Source organism: Pseudoduganella sp. RAF53_2 (assembly GCF_052113985.1).
Classification (GTDB): domain Bacteria; phylum Pseudomonadota; class Gammaproteobacteria; order Burkholderiales; family Burkholderiaceae_D; genus Rugamonas.
In genome coordinates this window covers 1-15968 of record NZ_JBFRDW010000190.1, presented here as the reverse complement: position 1 = coordinate 15968, position 15968 = coordinate 1, and the positions used below count along the sequence as shown (strand labels likewise).

Annotated in this window: 11 protein-coding genes and 1 pseudogene; 11 read left to right on the top strand and 1 reads right to left on the bottom strand. The window is 63.7% G+C overall.

Annotated elements, in window-relative coordinates; translation table 11 throughout:
• The first annotated feature begins 103 nt into the window (after positions 1 to 103).
• Positions 104 to 2260: a protein kinase domain-containing protein gene (locus AB4Z11_RS13305; RefSeq protein WP_442025726.1), complete on the top strand. Its 2157-nt coding sequence runs from the start codon at positions 104 to 106 to the stop codon at positions 2258 to 2260.
• 36 nt (positions 2261 to 2296) lie between these two features.
• On the opposite strand, the gene AB4Z11_RS13300 is transcribed toward AB4Z11_RS13305, so the two are convergent.
• Positions 2297 to 3358 carry a formylglycine-generating enzyme family protein gene (locus AB4Z11_RS13300; protein ID WP_442025725.1) on the bottom strand — a complete coding sequence of 354 codons (1062 nt, stop codon included), beginning with the start codon at positions 3356 to 3358 and terminating at the stop codon, positions 2297 to 2299.
• 258 nt (positions 3359 to 3616) lie between these two features.
• Between AB4Z11_RS13300 and AB4Z11_RS13295 the strand changes: the two genes are divergently transcribed.
• The 10 genes and pseudogenes from AB4Z11_RS13295 to AB4Z11_RS13250 form a co-directional block, all read left to right on the top strand.
• Complete coding sequence (locus AB4Z11_RS13295; protein ID WP_442025728.1) at positions 3617 to 4000, top strand: DUF4399 domain-containing protein; 384 nt, start codon at positions 3617 to 3619, stop codon at positions 3998 to 4000.
• Positions 4001 to 4011: 11 nt separating this feature from the next.
• Positions 4012 to 4431: a DUF4399 domain-containing protein gene (locus AB4Z11_RS13290; protein ID WP_442025724.1), complete on the top strand. Its 420-nt coding sequence runs from the start codon at positions 4012 to 4014 to the stop codon at positions 4429 to 4431.
• A gap of 21 nt (positions 4432 to 4452) precedes the next feature.
• Positions 4453 to 6390, top strand: a complete 1938-nt coding sequence (locus AB4Z11_RS13285; protein WP_442025723.1) for an HD domain-containing phosphohydrolase — start codon at positions 4453 to 4455, stop codon at positions 6388 to 6390.
• Positions 6387 to 7784, top strand: coding sequence for an efflux transporter outer membrane subunit (locus AB4Z11_RS13280; protein WP_442025722.1), 1398 nt, complete (start codon positions 6387 to 6389; stop codon positions 7782 to 7784). The genes AB4Z11_RS13285 and AB4Z11_RS13280 overlap by 4 nt, the downstream gene beginning before the upstream one ends.
• A gap of 15 nt (positions 7785 to 7799) precedes the next feature.
• Positions 7800 to 8459, top strand: a pseudogene (locus tag AB4Z11_RS13275) (FHA domain-containing protein); the annotation flags it as partial.
• A gap of 762 nt (positions 8460 to 9221) precedes the next feature.
• The gene (locus AB4Z11_RS13270) at positions 9222 to 10592 is read left to right on the top strand and encodes an HlyD family efflux transporter periplasmic adaptor subunit (RefSeq protein ID WP_442025727.1); all 1371 of its coding nucleotides are present in this window, start codon (positions 9222 to 9224) and stop codon (positions 10590 to 10592) included.
• 266 nt (positions 10593 to 10858) lie between these two features.
• The gene (locus AB4Z11_RS13265) at positions 10859 to 11509 is read left to right on the top strand and encodes a cytochrome c3 family protein (protein ID WP_442025721.1); all 651 of its coding nucleotides are present in this window, start codon (positions 10859 to 10861) and stop codon (positions 11507 to 11509) included.
• Positions 11497 to 14319 carry a 4Fe-4S dicluster domain-containing protein gene (locus AB4Z11_RS13260; RefSeq protein WP_442025720.1) on the top strand — a complete coding sequence of 941 codons (2823 nt, stop codon included), beginning with the start codon at positions 11497 to 11499 and terminating at the stop codon, positions 14317 to 14319. The genes AB4Z11_RS13265 and AB4Z11_RS13260 overlap by 13 nt, the downstream gene beginning before the upstream one ends.
• On the top strand, positions 14316 to 15689 hold the full coding sequence (nrfD, locus tag AB4Z11_RS13255; RefSeq protein ID WP_442025719.1) for an NrfD/PsrC family molybdoenzyme membrane anchor subunit: 1374 nt from the start codon (positions 14316 to 14318) through the stop codon (positions 15687 to 15689). Before AB4Z11_RS13260 ends, nrfD begins: the two co-directional genes overlap by 4 nt.
• Positions 15686 to 15968, top strand: a 283-nt coding sequence (locus tag AB4Z11_RS13250) for a DUF3341 domain-containing protein (protein ID WP_442025718.1), incomplete at its 3' end; no start/stop codon positions are given. The genes nrfD and AB4Z11_RS13250, both read left to right, overlap by 4 nt.

Genomic DNA, 15968 nt, shown 5'->3' with positions numbered 1-15968 from the left:
GCGCTGTATGGCCGCTTACAACAACTGGGGCTACCAACACTTGATCCTCGATTTATTCATGCTAGGCTCCAATCAATAGGTTGGGCTTTACCCGAACAAAGCCATGGCTAGCCTCGCGACTGCGATACATCAATTACAAAACGGCGCCTTGCAGCGTCCGGAGTTTTTCGCCCAGCTTGATCAAGTCCTCGAAAGCGCTCCCGAAAGTGGCGGCCGCTTGCTGGAAGTGCTGAGCGAGGAACACGCACGCGCACCGCTTCAAGGCGACGTTTATTCGGAAGTGCAGCGGCGCATTCAGCGCCTGATCGCTGCGCGCCAGCGCATGGGCGGCGACGACACCTTTGTGCAGACCAAGCCGAGCGCGGTACCACCTCCGCCGCCGACTTCTCCATCGTCGCGTCCGCCTCCTTTATCGATGCCGCCGCCCGAGAGCGCCGACATGGAACGCATGAAGGGCGTGGGCGACACGCTCAACGGCCGCTTCGTGCTGGAGGAGTGCATCGGCTTTGGCGGCATGGGCACGGTCTACAAGGCGCTCGACTTGCGCAAGCTGGAGGCGTCCGACCGCAAGCCGTACATTGCGATCAAGGTGCTGAACGTTCAGTTCCGCGGCCATCCCAAATCGCTGATCGCCTTGCAGCGCGAGGCGCGCAAGGCGCAGGCGCTGGCGCATCCGAATATCGTATCGGTCTACGACTTCGACCGCGACGGTGCGATGGTTTACCTGACCATGGAACTGCTGAGCGGCAAACCACTGAGCCAGGTGCTGCGTGCACCCGGCTTTACGGGGCTGCCATGCGCGGATGTGAAGCGCATTGTCAACGGCATGGGCAACGCCTTGTCGTACGCGCACGGACGGGGCTTCGTACACTGCGATTTCAAGCCGGGCAATGTGTTTCTGATGGATTCCGGTGACGTGAAGGTGATCGACTTCGGCATCGCCCGCGTGTTTCAGAAGACGGAAGAGGACGTCGATGTGACGGTGTTCGATCCCGGTAGCCTTGGCGCTCTGACACCGGCCTATGCCAGCCCGGAGATGCTGGAGCAGCGCGAGCCTGATCCGCGCGATGATATTTATGCGCTCGCATGCATCACGTATGAGCTGCTGACGGGGCATCATCCGTTTAATCGGATGTCGGCGCTGCAGGCGCGCGGGGCGGGCATGAAGCCGCAACGCCCAGCGGGCTTGGGACGCGCGGAGTGGCATGCTCTCAAGGCGGGACTGGCATTGGAGCGCAATGACCGGACGCCAACGGCGGCGCGGTTCATGAGCGAGTTTGCAGGAGAGAGTTCGATGGCGCGCCATGCGCCGACAGCGCTGGCGGGCGCTGCGGCCGTTGTGCTGATTGGCGTCGCTGGCGTGTCCGCATGGCGGTTTATGCAGCCATCCGATGGCGCCGCTCCGCCTGTTGCACCCACGCAGCCGTCGTCGGAAAGTGGGTCTGACGTGCCGGCCACGGCGCCGGTGCTGGCAGGTGCATCTTCGCCGGCGGCCGCAGCGAGGGAGGCGTCCGCGCCTGCCGCTGCACCGGCACCAACACCGCCACCGGCACCAGCACCAGCACCAGCACCGGCCGCTCCACCTACCGTTGCGTCGCTGGCTTCAGTGCTGGCCAAAGTTCCCTGTTCCGCCCTGCTGCCTTCGGTGAACGGCCGGGCCGTCGACGTGCAAGGATATGCGCCGAAGACGGCCGGTCTCAAGGAGTTGCTTGGTGCGGTGCCTGGTGTGGCTTCGGTTAGCCTAAACGTGCAGTCCGTCGATCCGGACAAATGCGCCGTCATCAATACTTACGGCCCGTACTGGACTGCCCACCGCCGCGCGGGTGGCGGCGCCGCGATCCGGCTCGCTACAGCCGGAGCGAACGGCCACACCATCCTCACGGAAGGCGACTCGTTGATGGTCGACGTCACCACCGCCGCCACGGAATCCTTTATCAGCGTCGATTACTACTCGCTGGACGGCAATGTCGTGCACTTGCTGCCGAATGCCCGTTCGCGCGACAACCGCGCACCGCCGCACTACAGCGCCACCATCGGCAGCATGGGAGAGTGGGGCATCGGCAAACCGTTCGGCAGCGAACTGGTGGTGTTGCTGACCACGCCAACACCGCTGTTCGATTCGATCCGGACCGTGTCCGAGCCCGGCGGACGCTATCTGGCCGACGTGGCCTCTCGCCTGGAGCAGATCCGCGCCCGCGGCGCCGGGGACAAGATCGCAGTCGACTTCTTGCAGATCAACACGCAAGCACGCAAGCGCTGAAGCCGCCCAAGTTGCAATCAGCGCAATCGCTTGCGGCTACTTGGCCACGCGCACCACGCGGAAGCCATTCTGCGAGTGCCGTACGCTCGCGTCGTACTTGAAGCGGGTGGAAGCAACCATATAGGCCGCACCTTCGCGCCACGAGCCGCCGCGAATCACGCGCACGGTGCACGCCGACTGATCCCAGGCACGGCTATCCGATGGCGCATCCTTGAAGCTGTTGTGCCAGCAATCGGCGACCCATTCCCACACACTGCCGCTGGTGTCGTACAAGCCGTAGCCATTCGCCGCAAAGCTTCCCGCGTTGGCCGGTGCGTCGGCAGACCACGGCTGTCCGCAATCCTTGCAGTTGGCCTTGCCATTGGCCATTTGTTCGCCCCACCAATATCGTGTGGCGCTTCCGCCACGCGCGGCATATTCCCATTCCGCCTCGGTCGGCAGACGATAAGCCTGTCCGGTGGTGCTACTGAGCCACTTGAGGTACTGCTGAGCATCATCCCAGCTCACATCGCGGACCGGAGCGGCGCCATTGGTGCCCGCCGCCGCGCTGGCTTTCGCACATGCGCCCGCATCGGCGCAGGCATTCCACTGTTGTACGGTGACCTCAAATTTGCCGATCGCAAACGGCGTCTTGATCGTGACCGAGTGCGCCGGCTTCTCGCTCGGATCGCTGCTATTGCTGCCCATGGTGAACGTGCCGGCCGACAGCGGAATCATGGCCGGGCAGGCCGGGCAATCCTTGAACTCCGCACYGGCAGCGCGGCTCGCCGGGGTGGACGGCGCGGCAGCAGTTGCTGCTGCCGCTGCCGCCGCTGCTGGCGCGGCGGCAGGTTCTCTTTCCTTGGCCGGGGCAGGGCGCGTGGGTTCGTGGACGACCTTCGGCGGCGCCGCCGGCGCGGGCGACGGTGCGGCGGGCGTGGCGGACTTGGCCGGCGCCTGGCCTGCGCGCAAACGGGCAATGCGYGCCTCTGCCAGGGCGGYGAAGCGGCCCTTTGGATAGGCCTTCAGATAAGCTTCGTAATCGCTGATATGGTCACTGTCCTTGATCGATTCCCAGAAAGCGAGCTCGAACTGCTCAGCGCTGTTCTTGGGAACCACACCAGCAAGCTTTATGTCTGAATTGTTGTTTTGCGCTTGCGCTGTGGGCGCGAGAGCTGGCATCGCCAATACGCAAACGACCAGAAGTTTATGCCACATGCGCGGCCCCTCTTTCTTGCTGCGTTGGATGGGAATTGACCTTGCGATCCGGGTAATAGTGTGCCAGATTTAGATAGTGAAGTCTCCCCCCCATCAGTATAGTCTCGGCTGGAGGATTCGATCATGCGTATTGCTGTGATTCTTTGCCTGCTGCTGAGTATGCAGGCTGCTCCCGTCCTCGCCGATCCCACTGCGGCGCCCGAAAATGCGCAGGTGTATTTCATCTGGCCTCATGACGGCACCGTCATCGATGGCGGCAAATTCTGGGTCCGTATGGGTTTGCGCAACATGGGCGTTGCGCCCAAGGGTACTGCGGTAGCCAATACCGGCCACCACCACCTGCTGATCGACACCGATCTGCCGCCACTGACTGAAGCGATCCCCAACGACCGCAACCATCTGCATTTCGGTGCGGGAGAGACGGAGGCGCGCGTTGAACTACCGCCCGGCAAGCACACACTACAGTTGCTGCTGGGGGACAAGGACCATATCCCGCATAACCCGCCCGTGCAATCGAAGAAGATCACAATCACGGTGCGCTGAAGGAGACGATCATGCGCAATCTGTTCGCTGCGGCGGCCTTTTCCGCTGCCATCTTCGGCGGGGCGGCCAGTGCGGCGGACGCTCCCGCGAATGCCTACTGCTACATCGGCTGGCCGTCCGACGGCGCGGTGATCCAGGGTGGCAAGCCGTTCCGCGTCTGGTTCGGCCTGCGCTATATGGGCGTGGCGCCGAAAGGTGTGGCCTTCAACAACACCGGCCACCACCACCTGCTGATCGACACCGACCTGCCGCCGCCGGGGAAAGAGATTCCATCCGACCGCAACCACCTGCACTTCGGCGCGGGCGAAACGGAAACCATGCTGGAACTTCCGCCCGGCAAGCACACCTTGCAGCTGCTGATGGGCGATGAAAACCATGTGCCGCACACGCCGCCGGTGAAGTCGCCGAAAATCACAATCACCGTCAAGTGATGGGATGGTGCGGATGGGCCTATGGAACCGAATGCCTCATTTCCAGAACCGGGCGGCCCGGTCAGGGCCTATCTTGAATGGCTGGGGACGGCATCGACCAAGCCCGCGGTGTTTCCTCTGCACGATGAAGTAGTCATTGGCCGCGACCGCCAGGATGCGCTGGGCGCGGATCAATACCTGTGCATTCCCGAGCAAACCATCAGCCGCCGCCACGCGCGCATTCAGCGCCGCGGCGCGCGCTATGTGGTTGAAGACCTGCATTCCCGAAATGGCACTTTCGTGCTGGGCGAGCGCCTGGCGCCGGGTGAATGGCACGCCCTGCACGACGGCGACGAACTGTCGCTGGCATCGGCACAGCTGGTCTTTCATTCCTTGCTGCTGCCGGAACGTGGCGAAACACCCACACTGATCACGCGCTCGGTCGATGCCACCCAATTCACGCCGCAACTGGACCCGGTCAGCGCCGACCGCAGCGATCTGGAAAAGAGCGTACAGCGGCTGCACGCCATGGCGCAGGCAAGTATCGCATTGGGTGCGGTGACCGACCAGGCCACGCTGATCGAAAAGATCATGAACTTCATTTTCGATCTGTTCCCGCTGGCCGAGCGCGCCTTCATCATGTTGCGCAACAAGGAAAGCGATCCGCCCGTGCCGGTGGCGGCGCGGCGGCGTGACGGGACGGTGTTAGATCCGGCGCAGGTGCGCATTTCCTACACCATCGTGGACGAAGTCCTGCACCGGAAACGTGCCATTCTATCGGTCGATACGCTGGCGGACGCTCATTTCTCCGCGCATGCCTCGATCGTCGCGCAATCAATCCGCAGCGTCATGTGTGTGCCGCTGATTCTCTGCGAAGATGTTCTTGGCCTGGTGCAGGTGGATACGTCGTCGGACCCGCATGCATTCCAGGAAGCGGACCTCGAAATCCTCACCGGGGTGTGCGCGGAAACAGCCGTCGCGCTGAAAAACTTCCAGCTGTATTCCGAAATACGCGGCCTGCTGGACGGCTTTGTCTGCGCCTCGGTGCAAGCAATCGAGGAACGCGACCCGGTCACGGCAGGCCATTCGTTCCGCGTGGCGCGTTACGCCGAAAACCTGGCCATCGCCTTGCCCAATGCGGACGATCCCGCTTTGCGCCGTGCTGCGCTCGGCCCGGCTCAGGTCCGTGAGCTGCGCTACGCGGCGCTACTGCACGATTTCGGCAAGGTTGGCGTACGCGAACACGTGCTGCGCAAGGAAAAGAAGCTGCACCACGCCGATATGCGCCTGCTGGAACAGCGCTTCCGCTACGCGCGCGCCTGTTTCGAACGGCACGCCTGGCGCGATTTGACAGAGCGCCATTTGCAGGGCGAACTGACGATGGCAGCGTTGCGCGCTGAGCGTGAACGCATCATCGCGCAGCTGGATGACGAGGGCCGGCGGCTGGAAGACTTCATGGACATCATCCGCCGTGCCAACGAGCCGTCCATTTCGCACAGCGAGCCGTTGAGCGAACTGGAGGCAATCCGTTGCCACGCCTGCGTTGGGATGGACGAATCCGGCTTCCGCCTGCTGAGCGATGATGAATTCACCGCACTGTCGATCTCCAAGGGCTGCCTGACGCCCGACGAACGGCGCCAGATCGAGGCGCACGTGGCCGACACCTATGCCTTCCTGATCCTGATTCCCTGGACCCGCGAGTTGTCCGGCGTGCCCGCCATCGCGCACGGCCACCACGAAAAGCTGGATGGCTCCGGCTATCCGATGGGCCTGCATGGTGGCCAAATCAGCCTGCAAACGCGCATACTGACCATCAGCGACATTTACGATGCCCTGACGGCGCGCGACCGCCCGTACAAGCAGGCCATTACGTCCGAGCGCGCCCTGGATCTGATCGCGGAAGAATGTCGCGCCGGTCACCTGGATGCCGGTCTGTTCAAGGTATTTGTCGATTCAAAGGGTTGGGAGACGCGCGTATGAAGCCGATTATTCGATCCCTTGCTGTCGCGGCGCTGCTGTCCGCCTGCGCCGATGTCAGCATGAAGCCGTACCAGACGCCGGATATGCCATCCAAAGACGCGTGGTCCAGCCAGCAAAATCTGCCCGTGAAGCCAGCCGTGATCATCGAGCAGGACTGGTGGAAGCAGTTCCGTGATCCCTATCTGGATGGACTGGTAAGCCGCGCGCTGGCCGGGAACTACGATCTCAAGATCCTGGCAGCACGGACCAAGGTAGCGCAAGCGGGCATTGAGGAAGCCCGCGCCGGCGCTTTGCCGACGCTCGATGCCGGTGCAGGCGCCAGCTTCGAGAAAAGCACGGGCCAGCCGTTCAGCAAACAGTTCAACCTCGCCACGCAGGTGAACTGGGACATTGATATCTGGGGCAAAACGGCGAAAGGAGTGGAAGCCCAGACAGCGGAATTCAAGGCGTCCGAAGCGGATTGGAGGGCCGGCTATCTGACCATGGTGTCGGATGTATCGACCACTTATTTCCAGATCCTGCAATTCGACGAGCAGATCAGGCAGCAAAAGCAGGCGCTGGAGAAAAACAAGCAGATCCTGGCCACGTATGAAGCCATGCTGCAGAATGGACTGGTGCCGCAAACGCGGGTGCTGCAGCAGCGCGCGGAGCTGAATCGCCTGAGCAGGGACCTGATCGAACTGGATCGTCTGCGCGCCGTGTCCGGCAACGCACTGGCGACCTTGCTTGGCACGCCAGCCGGCGAATTCAAGGTGCCGCAGGGTTCGTTGACGCAGCGCGTGGCTTTGCCGGTCGTGCCGGAAGGCCTGCCGTCGCAGCTGCTCAAGCGACGCCCCGATGTGGTGGCGGCCGAATACCGCGTGCTGGAAGCCTACAATCTGGTCGGTCAGGCCAAATTGGCGCAGCTGCCGTCCATCAGCATGACGGGACATGGCGGCACCGCGAGCTTTGCCCTCAGTTCGCTGATGAAGTCTTTCACTTTCGGCCTTATGCCGAGCATTAACTTCCCGATCTTCGATCCCGGGGTGAAGGCGCGCATCAAAACCAGCCAGGCGCAGAGCGAGGTCGCCGAGCAGACGTACCGGCGCACTGTCATCGGAGCCTTCGAGGAGGTGGAAAATGCCCTGGTCAATCTGGATGCCCACCGGCGTCAGCGCATGGAGCTGCAAGAACAGTCCGACCGTCTGACTATTGTCGCCGCACAGGTTGAAGCCCAGCTCAAGGAAGGCCTGGTGACGCAGCTGGAAGTGTTCGAGGCCGAACGCACACTGTTGGCCGCGCAACTGGCCTTGCTGGCCATCCACCAGCAAATCCTGGCCGACACCGTTACGCTGTACAAGGCGCTGGGTGGTGGCTGGCCGCCGGTGGACGTGCGCGCCGAGGCGCGAAGCTAAGGAGGCCGGCTCACCATGGCGCCCGATGCAGCCATCGCCACAGCCCGGCCACCGCCGGGACGGCAGCTGATGATCGTGCTGGAACCGGTTGCGCATCCCGAACTGGAAACCATCCATATCCACGACCCGCTGTTTGCCGTGGGCCGCACGGAAGCGCCATTTGCATCCTACCCGCCGGAACTGGCGGGGAGCCTGTCGCGCCGCCATGCCCGCATATTTTGCGAGGGCGGAGCGGTTTATCTGGCGGACCTGGGCAGCAAGAATGGCACAACCGTCAACGGGGTCCCGGTGCAGCATTCCATCAGCCGGCTGAAGAGCGGCGATGTGCTGGCCTTTGGCAAATCGCTGTCCTATCGCGTGCAGCTGGAGGCCGGTGCGGTACAGCCGCCACGCGCCCGCCTGGCCAGCCTGATGCTGACGCCGGAGCATGAGCCCACCGACCTGCAGTCAATCGTGGTCACGGAATTCCCCTTCATGATCAGCAAGGCCGACGCCACCTTTGCCCGCTACCGCGACACCAATCCGGCCCAGGTGCATTATCTGTCGCGGCGCCATGCGCATATCTTCCTTAAAGGCGGGCAGCCCTTTGTTGAAGACCTGGGCAGCACCAACGGCTCATTCGTCAACGGCACGCGGCTGGAGGAACAAGCCGTGGCGCTGCATGAAGGCGACGTGCTGGCATTCGGCGGCCATCACTTCGTCTATCGGCTGGGCATGGAATGGGAGTCGCCGCCACCCGATCCGACCCTGACCCAGATCGCCGCGCTGACCACGGCCAGCAGCCGGGCCGCTGCCGATGCGGACAAAACCACGTTTGTCGCCGCCGCCGACTCCTTCCTCAACATTTTCTGCGCAGACCCGCTGCCGGCCAAGGCGGAGCCTTCCGATGCCGCCAGCGCGCCCACCGACGAAGCGCCGGCGCCGCAGGGCAAAGTGGCAGTGCTGGTGTCCGGCCTGTACACGGCGCTTGGCGGCAAGGGACAGCCCGACATGACCCACGCCCGCCGCTACGCCTTTATCGCACTGGCGGTCGTGATCGTGCTGGCGTGGGGCCTGTCGCGCATTGGCGGGGCTGAGCGCGAGGTCACGGGCCTGCTGGCGGACAGTCATTACGCCCAGGCCGCCGCCGTCGCCAACGAAGCGCTGGCCAGCGATCAAGGCAACAACAAGCTGCGCGCCCTGGCCCTGGAAGCGCAGCTGAAAGCCGGCCTGCCAGGCTGGATCGCTGCGCTCAAGGCCCGCCAGTTCCAGCAGGCCACTGCCCAGGTCGCGGCCATGCGCCAGTCGGGCCGCAACAACCCGGAGCTGAAAGCCAGAACGAAGTTTACCAGAGCGCATTCGTCACCATGTCGTCCCACGTGCCTGCATTCCGCGACGCTTACGCCGATGCGCTCAGCGATGCGCGCAAGCTTGCTCTCGTTGGAGGTCAATACGGCCATGAGTCAGCAAACCCTTAAACCGCTCAATGAAGCGCTGGATGAGCACAGCGCAGAAGGCATCGCCATTCTGACGGCCGACCCCTGGCGCTACACGCAGGCGACCGTGTACACGATGGTGGCGCTGGTGTTTGCCGGCCTGGTCTGGTCATTTTTCGGCCATGCCGACGTGCTGGTGACGGCGGGCGGCACGCTGGTGCCGGCCTCCGACGTGCGTCGGTTGTATGCGCCCATCGACGGTGAACTGGCCAATATCTTCATTGCAGAAGGCCAGCCGGTCAACAAAGGCGATGTCGTGGCGCGGCTGTACGCGCGCGGCGCCATTGAAGCCGCCCGGAATGCGCTGGAGGCCCGCCTGAAGCTGGAGGACGCCGAACGCGACTGGAAGGAGTTCCCCGACAAGAAAGCCATGATGGAGCGCCGCGCCGCAGCGCTGCGCGAAGCTACCGAAGTCGAAGAACGCCAGCACGAACGCCGCATGGCGGAGGGCACCAGCAAGCTGTCCCAGGGGCAGGCCGCCCAGCAGCAGGAAGCGCGCACCAATCTGGATGACGCGCGGCGCGCCCGTGACGCCGCCAAGGACGAAGCCGACAAATACACGCGCCTGTTTGCCATGGCGGGTGGCGGTGGCGTGTCGCAACTGCAGGTCGAAGGCAAGAAGAATGCGCTGCTGGCGGCCGAGAATGCGGTGCGCGTGGCACAGTCGCGGCTGTCTGAACTGTCCGCCCGGCAAAGCCTGGAATCCACGCAGGCCAAATCGCAGCTGGAAACCAGCGGACAGGAATTGAGCAAGCTGCGCCTGCAATCGGAAGCAGCCGACCGGGAAGTAGCCAACGCCGAAGACAAGCTGCGCCTGCAAGTCCAGACAGCGCGTCTGGTGGCCGAGGCGGCGGCGCGCATCAAGTTCGAGAACATCGACAAAGACAATTTCCTGCTGATCGTGGCACCCGTGGATGGCGTCATTACCGACGTGACCTCGACCCAGGCCGGCGACAAGATCCAGGCCAACGCGCCGCTGGGCGGCATCGCTCCCAAGGACGCCAAACCTATCCTCAAGATTGAAATCGCCGAACACGACCGCGCTTTCCTGCGCGAAGGCCTGACTGTGCAGCTGAAGTTCAACGCCTTTCCCTATCAGCGCTATGGCCTGATCCGCGGCACGCTGCAATTCATTTCGCCGGCCACCAAGCCGTCCGCGCAGACCAAGCAGCCGGTGTATGAAGGCCGCGTCACGCTGGATCAGGACCGCTACCAGGTGGGCGATATCGCCTATCCGCTGCGCTACGGCATGACTGCCACGGCCGAAATTGTGGTACGTGAACGTCGCCTGATCGACCTGGCGCTCGATCCCTTCCGCAATATTGGCGGCTGAACGAGCGCCGAGGCGGCGACTATCCCGTTGGCAATCGCCTCCATGGGGCTGCTGGGCATGACCTGGCCGATCGGAGAAATGAAGCGCCACATGCTGCGGCTGAGTTCGGCGTGCCGTTTTGCCTGTCGACCATCAACGAAAGCCTGATCTCGGCGTACGCGGACCGGTCTGGCTGTGGCTTAATACTGCCGGGCAAGCTAGCGCCGGGGCAAGGGGATTGCTGCCAGAATCGACTGTGTCGCCGCTATGCCGCCCACAGGTATCCCATGCCGCAAGCGTTTCGTCCCCACACTGTTTTGCTGCTTAAGGCTGGCGCCTTGCTGGCCGTTGGCCTGCTGATTGGCGTGACGATTCTGCTGCGCTGGGCCATTACCCCGGCTTCCGCGCTGAATGAGCCGGTGCCGCAGCCCATTCCCTTCAGCCACAAGCACCACGTCGGCGACGATGGCATTGATTGCCGCTTCTGCCACAACAGTGTGGAGCGTTCTTCCTTTGCCGGACTGCCTTCCAGCCAGACCTGCCTGACTTGCCATTCTCAGCTATTCCGCAATGAACCGGTGTTCGCGCCGCTGCACGCCAGCGCGGCGTCGGGCAAGCCGCTGCGCTGGACGCGCGTGCACGACCTGCCGGACTTCGTGTACTTCGACCATCGCATCCACATTGCGAAGGGCGTGGCGTGCCTGAGCTGCCACGGCCGTGTCGATCAGATGCCGCTCATGAAGCGCGAGGCCACGCTGGATATGCAGTGGTGCTTGGCCTGCCATCGCAGCGATACGCATCATATCGGCCCGCTCAACCGCGTGTTTGCCATGGAGCCCGGCGCGCCGTTGACGGCCGAAGAGCAGCAGCGCCTGCAGCGTCTTCTGCACATCAACAGCCAGYGCCGGCTGACCGATTGTTCGACATGCCATCGCTGATCATGGCCGCCTACCGACGCATTCCCATTCACGCTGAAGCGGACTTCGAGGGCCGCCGGCGGGTGCTCAAGCTGATGGCGGCGTCAGCAGCGCTGGCCGGCGCCGGATGCAGCGGGCCGCCGGCGGAACCGATTCTGCCTTATGTGCGCGCTCCGGAGCAGTCCGTGCCGGGGCAGCCTGTGTATTATGCGACCAGCGTGGTACGCAACGGCTACGGCGCCGGGGTGCTGGTCAAGAACGAAATGGGGCGGCCGATCAAGGTCGAAGGCAATCCCCATCATCCTGCCAGCTTTGGCGCCACGGATGCGCAGACGCAGGCGATGATCCTGCAACTGTGGGACCCGGAACGCTCGCAGCTGGTCATGCGTGCCGGCGAGGTATCCGACTGGACGATGCTGGAGCAGGCGCTGGCGCCACGCCGCGCGGCATGGCAGGAGAATGGTGGCGCTGGGCTGCGCATTCTGACCGGCACAGTCACCTCGCCAACGCTGGCCGCGCAACTGGAGCAGTTGCTGGTCCGGTATCCGGCCRCACGCTGGCACCAGCACGATCCGCTGCACGATGACGCTGGACTGGCCGCCGCGCGGCTGGCGTTTGGCCGTCCGGTCGACTTCGTGCTGAAGCCCGCGCAAGCTGAAGTGATCGTGAGTTTTGATGCCGACTTCCTTGGCCATGGAAGCGCCAGCGTGGCATGTGTGCGCGAGTTTGTGCGGGGCCGCAGCGCCATCGATCCGAAATTTGCGCGCCGCCTGTATGCGGTCGAAGCCTGTCCATCGCTGACGGGCATCGCTGCCGATCATCGACTGGCGCTGGCCCCGTGCCGGATCGAGGCCATGGTAGCCCGTATCGGCGCCCATTTTGAGGTCTGCGGCGCACCGGCCAGCACGGCTGACGGCGCAGTGTCGCGTTGGGAGCATGCCCTGATCGGCGCACTGGAGCGCCATCGCGGCACAAGTCTGGTCGTGGGCGGCGGTGCACTTGGACCGGAAGCGCGGGCCATTATCCTGGCCTTGAACGCAAAGCTTGGGAATATGGGCCGCACCCTACAGCCCATTGCGCCAGTCGAAGCACGTCCGGAATCGCATGCCGCATCGATGGCTTCTCTGGTGGCGGACATCCAGACGGGCGCAGTCGAAACCCTGCTGATGGCGGAAGTGAATCCTGTCTACGACGCTCCGGGTGCGCTTAAATTTGCGCAGGCGCTGCGCCGCGTTCCCTGTTCCGTTCACCTCGGCCTGTACCGCGACGAGACAGCGCGCGTCAGCACATGGCATATTCCCGCCGCGCACAACTTTGAGCACTGGAGCGATGTGCGTGTCCCCGATGGCACGGCGGGCATCGTACAGCCGGTGATCGACCCGCTGTATGGTGGCCGTTCGGTGCATTCGGTGCTGGCATGGTTCAACGGAGAAGCGGGGCTGCCGGGGCAGGCGCTGGTTCAGCGCACATGGCGGCGCTTGCGCGGCGATGGGGGTTTCGATGCGTTCTGGGCTGGCGCGCTGCAGCAAGGCGTGATCGATGGCAGTGCCGCCAGTGCGATGTCGCTGCCGGCGCTGTCGGTCTTGCCGTTGCCGCCTGACCCTCCTCTGGCGCGGCATGCGCTGCCTGCCGTGTTCTGCTCGGGGGCGGCGATTGGTGCCGGTGAATTGGCGAACAATGGCTGGCTGCAGGAACTGCCATCACCGATCACCGGCATCACCTGGGACAACGCCGTTCTGATTGGCCCAGCGACAGCGCGGGGTCTGGGCCTGGCGAGCGGCGACATCGTGCGCCTCGGCGGGGATGAGCGCGCGGTGGAAGGGCCGGTATGGGTCCATCATGGCCACGCCGAAGGATGCCTGACCGTGCCGCTGGGTTATGGCCGACGCGCGGCCGGTGCTGTAGGCAATGGCGTCGGTTTCGATGCTTATCCGCTGCGTCCGCGTTCCGGCGGCCCCGCGTGGCTGACCGTGACGCCGACAGGCCGCCATCACAATTTCGCCGTTCCGCAAAAGGTCACGGAAATGGAAGGCCGCGAACTGGCGCGCAGCGGGACGGTGGCGGAATTCCGGCGCAATCCGCACTTCGCCGCCGACAAGGAGAAGTCCGGAACGCTGTATCCGCAATTCGCCTACGAATCGTACAAATGGGGCATGGCAATCGATCTGAACGCCTGCATCGGTTGCGGCGCTTGTTCGGTGGCATGCCAGGCCGAGAACAATATTCCGGTGGTCGGCAAAGAGGAAGTGCGGCGCGGCCGCATCATGCACTGGATACGCGTGGACCGCTATACCGATGGCGGCGGCATCTTCCAGCCCGTGCCGTGCATGCACTGCGAAGACGCGCCATGCGAAGCCGTATGCCCGGTTGGCGCCACCCAGCACGATTCGGAGGGCATCAATGTACAGGTGTATAACCGCTGCGTCGGCACGCGCTTTTGTTCGAACAACTGCCCGTACAAGGTGCGGCGCTTCAATTTTCTTCAGTACGCAAGCAATGGAGCGGCCGACGCGGCGCGCCAGAATCCCGAGGTGACCGTGCGGCGCCGCGGCGTGATGGAGAAGTGCAATTACTGCCTTCAGCGGATCACCAGTGCGCGACTGGACGCCGAGCAGCTAGGCCGGCCGTTACGCGATGGTGAGGTGGTGACGGCGTGCCAGGCGGTCTGTCCGGCTAACGCGATCGTGTTCGGCGACCTGAATGATCCAGCGAGTGCCGTGAACCGCGCCAAAGCCTCGCCGCTGAATTACGCCTTGCTGGGCGAGCTGAATACACGTCCACGCACTAGCTATGCGGCACGGGTGCGCAATGTCGACGGGGGGCTCGCATGAACACGCCGTCCTCCCCACCGCAATCGCCCGGCTCCGAGTTGCTGGGTCCCGGCTGGAGCTATGCCAGCATTTCGGACAAGATCGCGGACGAGGTCCTGGCGCGGCAGGCGGGCTGGCGTTGGTGGAGCGGTTTTCTGTTCACGTTTGCAGGCATGCTGATGTTCTTCGGAGCGATCTGCTGGCTGTTCTGGAAAGGCATTGGCATCTGGGGCGTGGATATTCCGGTGGCATGGGGATTCGCGATCGGGAATTTCGTATGGTGGATCGGCATTGGTCACGCGGGCACCTTCATTTCGGCCGTGCTGCTCTTGCTGCGCCAGCGCTGGCGCACCTCGATCAACCGGTTTGCCGAGGCGATGACCCTGTTCGCGGCCTCGATAGCGGGGGTGTTTCCGATACTGCATCTGGGACGGCCGTGGTTCTTCTACTGGCTGGTCCCGTACCCGGACATCATGAATCTGTGGCCGCAATGGCGCAGCCCTTTGGTGTGGGATCTGTTCGCCATCAGCACTTATCTGCTGGTATCGCTGCTGTTCTGGTATGTCGGGCTGATTCCGGATCTTGCCACCCTGCGCGACAGGGCCGGCGCCGCTCCCGTGCGGCGCGCCCGGCAGCTGATATACGGCTTCTTCGCCCTGGGCTGGCGCGGCGAAGCGCGGCATTGGGCGCGCTACGAAAGCGCGTATCTGCTGCTGGCCGGACTGGCGACTCCGCTGGTGGTGTCGGTGCATACCGTAGTGTCGCTCGATTTCGCAGTCGGCAACACGCCGGGCTATCACTCGACGGTCTTTCCGCCTTATTTCGTCGCGGGTGCGCTGTATTCGGGTTTCGCCATGACGCTGACACTGGCAATTCCCTTGCGCCGGGCCTTCGCGCTGGAAGATTTCATCACCGAAAAACATCTTGCCAACGCGGCCAAAGTGCTGCTGGCAACCAGCTGGCTGGTTGCTTACGGCTACGCCAGCGAGATCTTTACCGCATTCTACAGCGGCGATAGATTCGAAGCCGCGATGACCATCAATCGCTGGACCGGCCCCTATGCGCCGGTGTACTGGTCGATGATGGCCCTGAACCTGCTCACGCCGCAGCTGTTCTGGTGGCGTAAAGCGCGGCACCATGTTTTGCTGCTGTTCGCGGCCAGCATTCTGGTCAATGTGGGAATGTGGATGGAACGCTTCCTGATCGTGGTGTCCAGCCTGCACCGCGATTTTATGCCGTCGGCCTGGGGCATGTTCTATCCCACGATCTGGGACTGGATTACCTTGTTTGGGTCCATTGCGATGTTCGCCTGGCTGTTCCTGGTGTTCGTGCGCGTGCTGCCCGCGATTTCGATGAGCGAGATGCGTCATCTGATCAAGGAGGAAGCGTGAGCGCGCCGCTGTACGGCCTGCTGGCCGAGTATCCGACGGCCGAGGGCTTGCTGGCGGCCGTGAAGCAGGTGAGGGCGGCCGGGTGGGTAAGTGTTGATGCCTATGCGCCCTTTACGGTCGATGGCCTGGCTGAAGCGCTGGGCGCGCCTCCCGATCATGTGGCGCCGTGGACGCTGGCGGGTGGYGTGATCGGCGGCCTTGGCGCCTACTTCATGCAATGGTACTCGGCGGTGGTGTCGTATCCGCTGAATATCGGCGGGCGCCCTTTGGACAGCTGGC